Genomic DNA, 10,198 nt, shown 5'->3' on the forward strand with positions numbered 1-10,198 from the left:
AAACAATTTCGTTTTTATAACCAAATTGACATAATTAAAACCGGAAAAAGGGCGTTCACTCATTAAAATCTGAGTGGACGCCCTTTGCTTATGTAATGGGTATTGTTTGACTAAATTATTATTTCCATATAATGTTTTTTCGTAGTTTATCTAAAACTATGAACATTATTCTTTTATAATCTGTTCTCAATTAACAAAAAAACGAACTGATTTGATTTAATTATAGAATATAGGATAAGAATAATCAATATATTTTGTAAAAATCACCTCAAAAGAATAAATTTAATGTTTCATAACTGAAATTTTCGCTAAAACTCAGTTAGAAATAAGCTGAACAGAAGAAAATATCTAGTTATTGACCGTCAATTGAGCCGTCAAAATAAGAAAAGATTTAAGGAGAGAATTATGCGCAGAGGCGAAAACATTTATAAAAGAAAAGATGGACGTTGGGAAGGACGCTACAAGAAAGGAAATAAACCCAACGGACGAATCAAATATGGCTATATCTATGGAAAGACCTTTAGTGAAGTACGATCAAAGCTCTATGGAATGAAAGCATATTACCAGACCCACCAAGAACTATACGGCGGTGCCTGTATCCCATTAGAAGAATGGGGGCATCATTGGTTAAACGAAATCCGACAACAGGTGAAGCACTCAACGTTTAATTCCTACTACTTTAAGCTGACGACATACGTCTTTCCTTATATAGGAAACATCGATCTCAATGAATTAAAGCTTGAGAATGGGAAATACCTCGTCAACAAGTGGATAGAAAAAGGTCTGGAAGTATCAACAATGCAAGTCATTTTAAGAATCGCGAACCAATGTTTATATGGAGCCCAAGAAAAAGATTACCTAAAACAAAACCCTTTTCTACTATTAAAGCTGCCGAAAAAACGAAAAAAACTCATCCGTGCATTAACGTGGGATGAACAAAATGAACTAGAGAAAGCCGCGCTATCAAGAAAGAATCACACAGGCTTACCAACCTACTTAGCACTGCATACAGGACTAAGAATCGGGGAGATCGCGGCACTAAAATGGAGCGATATTGACTTTGACCGTAATATCATCACAGTCAATCAAACCTATCAACGTGTCGCCCTTAGAAAAGGAGATCAGAAAACCCAACTAATCTTTGGCTCAACGAAAACAGAATCAGGCACACGCTCTGTCCCGATGGGTAAACCTTTGCGAAAACAGCTATTCAAGTACAGTAAAAAAGCAACAGGAAAATACGTCTTCTCTACCCAAGGACACCCAATAGAACCGCGATTATTAACCTATCATTTCCATCAGATACGAAAACAATGCGGACTAGAAGATATTCATTTCCATCAACTGCGCCATACCTTTGCGACGCGCTGCCTAGAACCGCAAAACGATATTAACTCAGTCAGCGCTATGCTGGGGCATAGCTCTACCCAGTTGACCTTGGATACCTATGCGGATTCTATGATGGAACAGAAAATAAAAGTCATTTACCAGATGGAAGCCGCCATGTGTGAGCGAAAATAAAGCATAAATAAATGAAAAATTTTTCAAACCCCGAAATTCTGCCTCCCTTTTTTTCTCACTCCAAGTAAGCGCTTACTAAAATGAATTGTTCCTTCAATCCGTATACTTTAAAAAATTTTAAATTAAAGAATCGGAGTCCGTTGAACGCAAAATTCACAGACACTTTATGCGCCGTCATTTGCCGTCAGAGAGGGGTTGTGAGTGGCGGTTTCATCGTTTTTTTATGAGGGTTCATAGTTTTAGATAAACTACGAAAAAAAAGTAATCCTAACTTAACAAAAAAAGTTCTAGTTATCCCAATATCAAATGTACCACTTTTGTACATTATAGATATAAAAAATTAAATTATATTAAGGAGAGAAAGAGATGAATAAGAAAAGATTAGTTGCTGGTTTATTGACTAGCGCGACAGTAGTAGGTTTATTTGCGACAGGAGGAACAGCTTTTGCGGCAGAAGTGGATAGTGCAGAATCAGAAGTAGGGATTGGATTTAGCAATCATATCCCAGGTAAAACCCCCGGACCATTGGAAATCAAATGGGCGCCTATTAATTTGAATTTTGATGACTCAAATGATTATACTCAAACATCATTTAATGAAGTAACCGGATCAAAAATGTATACAGTTGTCAATGATTCTCGAGGGGGAGCTACAGACAAATGGGAGCTAAGTGCAAAACTTGGCAATTTAATGAGTGGCTCAACTCAACTAGTTGGTGCACAACTTGAGTTTGATGCTGTGAAACAAGGGTATACAGGAACGGCTAAACCAGAACTACCCGGATCAATCATCGCACCAACAGGTTCCGCAGCAGTTACAGCTGCTAACTTCACACTGGGTCAAGGTGCTGCTGCGACAAAAGTGATGGAAGATGGTTCTGGTGGAACGGGTACTTTCCAAGGTGCAAGTGCAATGGAAATGTCTAACATTAAACTGAATGTTCCATCAAATGTAGTCAATGCTGGTAAAGAATTTACTGGCAAATTAACTTGGTCATTGGATGACACTCTATAAGAAATTAAAAGAAAAGAGGAGCAGGAGGGCGTCTCCTCTCCCCTTTTTTGTTGAAGGAGGACGCCATGACGATGCGAAGTAAACTTAGAAAATTCATGTTTCTTCTATTATTAGTAGTTGGGACTTTATTTGTTTCGATGACAACTTATGCAGCAGAGGATTCGAAAGATCCGGCTGGCTATACCGTTGAAAGTATCATCCCAGAGAATCAAGTGGACAAGACAAAAACCTACTATTATCTATCAATGGAACCGAAACAAACGCAAACGGTCCAAGTTAAAGTCATCAGTACGAAAAAAGAACCGGTGACGGTTAGTTTGGCAGTTCATGATGCGGTTAGCAGTTCCGTTGGCGCGATTGACTATGCGAACCCGAAGCCAAAGCTGGATCGAAGCTTAAAAAATCCGATCACAGACTTGGTGAAGATCAAAGACAATGTCAAAGAGGTAACGGTTCAGAACTTTGAGGAAAAGATAGTTGAGTATGAGATTTCAACACCGAAAAAAGATTTTACCGGAGTAAAACTTGGTTCTTTACGCTTTGTTCGTAAAAACGAGAAGTCGGAACAAAATAAAAATGGACTGACCTCAGAATACGCGCGCGTGATCGCGTTGATGCTGACAGAAGATGAAGAAACCTTTAATCATGGAGCAGAGCTTCATTTGAAAAAGGTTGGACTGAATCTATCGAACGGACGAAAAGTGATCGCGGCGAATATCCAGAATGATCAGCCGAAGGTTTTGCAGGAGATGAAGATCAACGGTCAGATTACTCGTAAAGGAGAGTCCGAGGTTTTAGCCAAACATAAAATGGAGAATTTTTCTGTGGCTCCAAATTCTAATTTCAACTTTGAGATTCCGTTAGGCCTTGAGAATTTCCAAGCCGGAACCTATGTGTTTACGGGTGAAGCCAAGGGGGATGGACGTACGTGGAAATGGAAAGAGACCTTCACAGTTGGTAAAGAACGAGCGGATAAGATCAATGAGGAAACAGTCTTCAAGATCAAGGTTCCGCAATGGGTGCCATGGTCAGTGGGACTTCTGATAGTTGCTTTGATCGGATTACTAATCTTTCTAACGCGTCGTCAAAGGAATTGGTATGAAAGGAAGTGAGGGATGTGAAACGTAAAAAGTGGGTATTCTTTCTACTATTATTATGTTTCCTTCTGCCGGTAACTACTCAAGCAGCAGAGGAGCAAGATATAGAGATTGGGATTGGTTTTAAAGAAGTACAACCATTACCCAAAGAAATACCTGCGATACCAAAGGAGAATGTACTGCCATTGACTTCTGGCGATAAGATCTATCAAGCACGAAGGATAAGGGCTTTGCCGAAAACGGGAATGATTCAGACCAGTTGGATAAATGTGATCGGAATTTTTTGTTTAGCGGTTTGGTTCTGGCTGTTTCTATTCTTCCGAATCAGAGAGGACAATGATTCGCAGGAAGGAGGAAATAGGAATGAGACTAAATAAACAAAAAGTTTTCCGTACCGCGTTAGTGGGATACTTCTTAGCAAGTACCTTTATCTTGAGCGGGGCAGCATTTGCGAACACAGAAGCGAGTGAGGAAGTTAGTACCGTACCAAGTACAACGCAATCAGAAAAAGCAGTTTCTTCCTCTAGCCCAGAACTACCAACGCTCAACTCTTCAAAAGAAGATGTTCCAACAGCTTCAACACTAAAGGTCGAAGAACCAAAACGCGAGCTTACTTATGAAGATAATCAAATGTTGGAAGAACCAAAGGCAGACTCGCCAGTTCCAGCAGTTCATTTCCAAGAAAAGCAACTGGAAAACGGGCTGACGATCAAAGGTTCTGTCTCCGCAGGTGCAGAAGTACGCGAGAATGTGCCAAGTTGGACGATTTTATCCGCGTTGATCCTTCAACGCTTGACTGAATCAGGTACTTGGCAAGAGGTTTATCGCTTTTCAATTGAGGGAAATGGCGTGAATGTAACTGACAGCGCTTTTTCATTTGACTATGAAAAACCAGTAACCGAAACGGGTGAATCAAACTATCGGTTAGCCGCAGACTATACAGTGAAATACTCAGAAGAAGATCAGGAACAACAAAAAGCTTCATTAGAAGTTGGTTCTGTGACCAAAGTCAAAGAAGAAGTGCAGGAAAAACCTTCTGAAACGGCTTCTTCGTCGCAAGAAAGTACCAATTCTGAACAGGAAAGCACTGAGGCAACTAAAGGAAGTATTGTCGAAAGCAGCGGACCGAAAGAAGACTCGAACGCTGAGGAGCCAATCGTTATCGACCCATCAACAATGGGAACAGGCGATGATAGTCCAAAAACGCTAGGAAATAATAGTCAAATTCCTGCGATGCAAGATAATTATCGTGAGGCGTTTCAACGTGGGATGGGGATAGTGCCGATGGCGAGTCCTATTGTTTCGCCTATAATAACCAACCCCAAATCGTCATCTGGTGATTCGTCTATTAGAGTTGATATACCTACAGTCATATCTGCACAGTATACTAGTAGAACAAAAGCCACAATGAAAGTTCAACTTGTGTGGGATTATATGGGGTATGGATCTGGAATGAGTATTGATGAGAATACAGCGACCACTGAAATAGATAAGAAAACGTATGCATTTACTGTAACACTCGGACACTCACAATGGAAAGCTGCTGTCAAAGGAGATCTTAAGCTGTCCTCTTTGACTGCTAGTTCTACTGATGGATATTATCATGGGAGATTATCAAAACTTACTAACCAACGTACTATTACAGTAGAGCATCCTAATATGTTTAGATGGGAGGGATGGTCAAAAAATGTTACTGAGTTTGAGTTTACTGATTTACCGGTAGGAGATATAACTTGGCTCGAATTTACAGTGAAACCGAATTATACCGGAGCTTCACAATTTGAATTTGGCTTTACACCTCCGACGATTGCTGATCTTACAGAAGTTTCTCAACCAGTCTTCACAGCTACGGACGGAGTTACAAACAAAGTAACGATGGAGCGAGGAACTTACACTGGGGATATCTCTGAAGATACTAATGACGGTATTTTTGAACTTTCTATAAATAAAGGTCAAAGTTACAGTAACCATACTAACGTAACTCACGATACAGAAAAAAGTCGTTACTATCATAAAAAAGATATCGAAAATTTAACAGCAGGGATGGAATATCGCGGACGAGTTGGTTTAAAAGATTGGTTAGGGGTGCTGAAATATTCAGCAAACAATAAATTTTGCACCCCTAATAGTGTAAATAAGCCTAGTTCAGTTGTACTAGGAGATCCTACAAATGCACATGATGCAACAGCTACAATTAAAGCAACTTACAATGTAGGTTCAGTTCCTGCACACCCCTCTGCAGTGGACGTCCAAATAAGTAAAGATCAAGTTAAGTGGAGTAGTTGGACAGCGAATACGACCTCATCCATTGATACGAATGTTAAGCAAGTAACATACACTCTTAAAGGGCTAGATGCATATACTAAGTATTACACAAGATATCGAGTGAAAAATGAAAGTGAACACTGGTCGCCGTTCTCGGCTATTGACTATAGTTTTACTACGAAAGCGATCCCTGTTGAATTTTCAGTTTCCCCTCCAGAGTTTTTTGCAACAGATACGGTTACGAATAAAGTTACAATGAAGCAAGGAACATATACCGGAAATATTGCTGGAAGCAAAGGTGTATTTAAAATTTTTGAAAATGGAGCATGGTCAGTTAAATACAATGATATGAATCATTCTGGAACGCCAAGTGGAACTTACTATAGTCGAGAGATTGAGGGTTTAGAAGTAGGAACAAAATATGAGGGATTAGTTTCTTTTAAAGAAGAGTCGAAACCTTGGAAGGATTCAACGTCGGCTTCATTTTATACACCAAATAGTATTGCTCAGCATGGAGTAAAATCGCAGAACATACCTACAACCATGAATGATTCATCTGTAACTTTTGAAGGTAATTATGCGGCTAGTTCAGTAACCCCTGCTCATCCTAAAGAGGTTCAAATCGAATATGGAACTGACGGAATCTCTTGGTTTCCTGGAAGTAATGCATCAGCAACTTCGTCAATTAATGAAGCTAGTAGAAAAGTAGAGTACACACTTAATGACTTAACGACGAAGACTGATTATTACACCAGATACAGAGTGAAAAATGATAGCAAGGCATGGTCCAATTGGTCGACATTATCATTTAAGACCGATGCAGTTCCGTTAAAAGTTTCTACCCCAATATTTGATCAAGCAAATGCGACAACAAATCAAATAACGATGAAGGATGGAACTTATACTGGGCATGTTTCAACTAATATTAATGATATTAATAAGGGCTCCATTGATCTTTCTACCGATAATGAATCTACATGGAGTGGGTATACAGGGACACTACCTTACACAACTACTTTGAATGGAACATATAATAGTTTATTGTTGACAGGGTTAAGCACGGGAACTACGTATAAAATTAGAGTTGGCTTGAAGGATGATAGCAGGGCCTATGTTTACTCTAACCCAACAGGAACCTTCTACACCCGAAATTCAGTCAATAAACCAATAATAGACACGCTTCATTTACCGATAAGTAGATACAATGCTTCTGCCACAATATCAGGTGTCTACGGGATCGGTCCAGCAGGAACAACCCCAGCTCATCCAGATAAAGTGAAGGTTCAAGTTAAACTGGATGGCGCCCCGAACTGGGAAGATGTAGATAGTAGTTCATCACCTAAGCTTGATAGTCAGTCGATCAATACTTCAAGTACAAAAGGGACATTCACTATTAGCAAACTGAAGGCAAGTACGAAATATCATGTACGCTACCAAGTAGAAAATCAAGGTGGTTGGTCAGACTGGTCGGCTTCCGAAGAGTTTGAAACATTAGCTCCACCAGCAGCGTTGGAAATCATCGATGCTCCAAAACTTGATTTTGGTATGCTGCAAAGCGAGAAATTTACGCAAACCGCGAATCTTTCCGCAGCGAGTCAAAAGAATCATTTGACCGTTGATAATACAGACACGACTAAAGGATGGAAACTGACTGCGGCGTTGCAACAACTAAAACGCACAGACAATCCAAGTATCGTGATGCCTTGGGCGAAATTAACAATGCCAATCAATTTACAAAACTCCACCGATGATGGAATAACTTGGTCGAACTATGCGACTGGCGTTGATGGTATACCAAGAACGATGAGTTTCAATTCTGGCGATCCAGCACAGAAATTGTGGGGAATCGTTAATCCAACAGATGCACAAGGCTTTTTCCGAACAGAGATCGATTGGAGCAATGTCGAGCTCGAAGTTCCGGGGAATCAGTACGAGCTTTACGAAGGGAAATTGGTGTGGAGTTTAGACGACACGCCATAGCCAGAAAGGGGAAAGAAAGAGGTGACGATTCCAATGTGGCTGGGAGTTTTCGGTGCGATCGCTGTGATCGGATTGATTAGTTTCTTGCTTTTCTTTATCAAGGACAGCCGATTACGAATGGAGTATAAGAAGAAGTCGACGGTGCTGCTGGTTGATTGCGGCCTGCTGTTCATCATGCTGGTAGCGATCGCCGCGGCGATCTTCCTATACCTTGATTGGCAAGCGCAGTTGAATTACTTTTTAGCGAATTAATCCGAGCGCATTTACTATTTACTATAGAAGCGTTCGATCTGTCTGATGGGTGTTTCCCTTTGTTCGACGCGTAACGTCCGTTCGTTCAGAAAGTGCTGCTCGCGCTGAATCATCCGTCTGTCTGACATAAAAATAGAGCCGCTCGATCTTTCGGGCGGCTAGTACATATCAACGGGTTGTTTACGCAACACAAGAACGAGGTGGAAAATGAATCGGATTTTGATCTTAACCAGGAATATTTCAGTAGAAAGCTATTTGCAGCAGCAATTACAAAAATTGAATTACGAGGTACTGGTGTCTGTTTCGCTTTGGGAGAATTGGGAGCACTCTCGCAAGTCGGATCACTTCATGGAGTCCTTCCAGTGGATCTTTTTGAGTGAGACGATCTCAGATGCGGAGACGCGGGATTTTGCGGAGCAGTGCCGTCAGGACTATCTTGTGCGGATCGTCGGCGAGGAACCTTCTGAGGAGACGGTGTCGGAATGGCGCAGGTGGCGCATTTTCGATTGGCTATTGGCGACGACCTCGCTGGAACGGCTGAGGGAAAAGCTGTTGCACAAGTCCTTGATCCAGCAGGTAGCGTCTACCCAAGGACCAAACAGCGCTACGTTCACATTAAGTCAGAGCAAGAAGGCCTTTCCCTTATACTTTTCAGACATTCATTTTACCAAGCTGGAAAAGGACATCATTCGCCGACTGATCACGTCCAAGAGCCTATCCATGAAGCGCGACGAACTCTGCCGCGGCTGGCGCTCTAAAAATCAAAACTCCAAACTAAGCCAACTGTCCTCATCCGTTACGAAGATCAGGAAAAAAGTCTTCGAAGCCTATGGGATCGAAGAAGCCGTCCACACCATCTGGGGAGAAGGCTATCAGTTGAACGCCTATTTTTACCAATGCCTGCTAAAAGGCGAGCTCCATAACCAATCGCAACGCCTCACTATCTAACGAGAAAGAAGGAATGACCATGAGCCAAATATTACTATTAACCAATAACCCACTAAACGAACAAACCTTTGAAGAACGCCTGCGCCAACTGGGACACGAGGTCTTCACCTCAAGATTGATGATCAATCTCTGCCTGTCGCAAAACGCGAACCACGACATCATCCGCATGTTTGATCTGATTATTCTCAGCGAAACACTGGCAAACGCCGAAGTCAAAGAACTCTTGGGCACCCTAAGCACCTGCGCGACTCCGATCCTCAGAAAATCCGATGAACAATTAGAAGACGCGCAGCTCGACGACTGGAAAGACCAAGGCCTGACCGAATGGATCGAAAGTCAGCCAACCCTAGAAGACCTGCGAGAAAAACTCAGCTGCGAAAAAGTCCACAAAGAAGGCAACATCGTCTTTCTGCCGAAAGCCGAAGACAAACGCCCGCTGTCCACCTTCTCACTAAGCAGCGGCGAGGTAAAGCTCTTCCAAGTCCTTTACCAACAACAAAAACAAACCATCCCAAGAGAAGAAATCTGCCTCCGCATGTGGAACCGCGGCAAGAGCAATTCCAGCATGTCCCAGCTTTCAGTGATGGTCAAGCACCTAAAGGACAAACTAGCCGGACAAGGTGTGGAAGGACCAATCATCGAGACTTGTTGGGGACGCGGCTATCGCCTGCATGAAACTGTGTATGAGCAGGTGTATCTGGATGGTGTAGAGGGGAAATTAGTGAAGCAGCAGTAAGAGGTCTTTTGAGGCCTCTTTTTTTGCGTCAATCAAGAGATGGGATTTCTACTATTCATGTGTACCTTATAAGTGGAAAGCTTTGATTAATCAGAGCGCATGCCCATGACTTAGCAGTAGCAATATCTTTTAATCCTCCGTTAAGGTCAGCTAGAAGAGGGATCAGGATTGGGTTTAATCGTTATAACGTATTTTTAGATACGTCCTTTTCTTAGTAGTTAATTTCTACCAAATTGCGTCCATTAATTTATCCTATCATCAAAATACTTTACCTAATGGGCACTCTTGAATGAAAAATTCAATACATCTTTTGTATCAAGTACATCTCATTCATATGGTGGATGGGAAAGTGCTCTGAGAATAATATACTGATGTCACAAATAGA

The 10,198-nt window shown here is 41.5% G+C and carries 8 protein-coding genes; all 8 read left to right on the forward strand.

The window, feature by feature from the left end; translation table 11 throughout:
- Positions 1–405 precede the first annotated feature (405 nt).
- A complete protein-coding gene (locus A5875_RS21845; protein ID WP_088935662.1) occupies positions 406–1,521 on the forward strand; it encodes a tyrosine-type recombinase/integrase in 1,116 nt (371 codons plus the stop codon).
- Positions 1,522–1,887: 366 nt separating this feature from the next.
- Positions 1,888–2,535, forward strand: a complete 648-nt coding sequence (locus A5875_RS21850) for a WxL domain-containing protein (protein ID WP_088935663.1) — start codon at positions 1,888–1,890, stop codon at positions 2,533–2,535.
- Positions 2,536–2,600: 65 nt separating this feature from the next.
- Positions 2,601–3,647 carry a DUF916 and DUF3324 domain-containing protein gene (locus A5875_RS21855; RefSeq protein WP_242551291.1) on the forward strand — a complete coding sequence of 349 codons (1,047 nt, stop codon included), beginning with the start codon at positions 2,601–2,603 and terminating at the stop codon, positions 3,645–3,647.
- Positions 3,648–3,652: 5 nt separating this feature from the next.
- Entirely contained in the window at positions 3,653–4,009 is a 357-nt protein-coding gene (locus A5875_RS21860) for an LPXTG cell wall anchor domain-containing protein (RefSeq protein WP_088935664.1), read from the forward strand.
- Positions 3,996–7,877 (forward strand): hypothetical protein, encoded by a 3,882-nt coding sequence (locus tag A5875_RS21865; RefSeq protein WP_088935665.1) that lies wholly within the window; start codon positions 3,996–3,998, stop codon positions 7,875–7,877. The genes A5875_RS21860 and A5875_RS21865 overlap by 14 nt, the downstream gene beginning before the upstream one ends.
- 21 nt (positions 7,878–7,898) lie before the next feature.
- The gene (locus A5875_RS21870; RefSeq protein WP_088935666.1) at positions 7,899–8,129 is read left to right on the forward strand and encodes a hypothetical protein; all 231 of its coding nucleotides are present in this window, start codon (positions 7,899–7,901) and stop codon (positions 8,127–8,129) included.
- A gap of 207 nt (positions 8,130–8,336) precedes the next feature.
- The gene (locus A5875_RS21875; RefSeq protein WP_088935667.1) at positions 8,337–9,077 is read left to right on the forward strand and encodes a helix-turn-helix domain-containing protein; all 741 of its coding nucleotides are present in this window, start codon (positions 8,337–8,339) and stop codon (positions 9,075–9,077) included.
- 19 nt (positions 9,078–9,096) lie between these two features.
- The gene (locus A5875_RS21880; protein ID WP_088935668.1) at positions 9,097–9,813 is read left to right on the forward strand and encodes a helix-turn-helix domain-containing protein; all 717 of its coding nucleotides are present in this window, start codon (positions 9,097–9,099) and stop codon (positions 9,811–9,813) included.
- Positions 9,814–10,198 lie beyond the last annotated feature (385 nt).

This window comes from Enterococcus sp. 3H8_DIV0648, from assembly GCF_002140655.1.
GTDB classification, from domain to species: domain Bacteria; phylum Bacillota; class Bacilli; order Lactobacillales; family Enterococcaceae; genus Enterococcus_A; species Enterococcus_A hulanensis.

Coding starts and splice junctions, on each gene's coding strand:
- A5875_RS21850 (WP_088935663.1), top strand. CDS start 1,888: ATGAATAAGAAAAGATTAGTTGCTGGTTTATTGACTAGCGCGACAGTA.
- A5875_RS21865 (WP_088935665.1), top strand. CDS start 3,996: ATGAGACTAAATAAACAAAAAGTTTTCCGTACCGCGTTAGTGGGATAC.
- A5875_RS21845 (WP_088935662.1), top strand. CDS start 406: ATGCGCAGAGGCGAAAACATTTATAAAAGAAAAGATGGACGTTGGGAA.
- A5875_RS21855 (WP_242551291.1), top strand. CDS start 2,601: ATGACGATGCGAAGTAAACTTAGAAAATTCATGTTTCTTCTATTATTA.
- A5875_RS21875 (WP_088935667.1), top strand. CDS start 8,337: ATGAATCGGATTTTGATCTTAACCAGGAATATTTCAGTAGAAAGCTAT.
- A5875_RS21880 (WP_088935668.1), top strand. CDS start 9,097: ATGAGCCAAATATTACTATTAACCAATAACCCACTAAACGAACAAACC.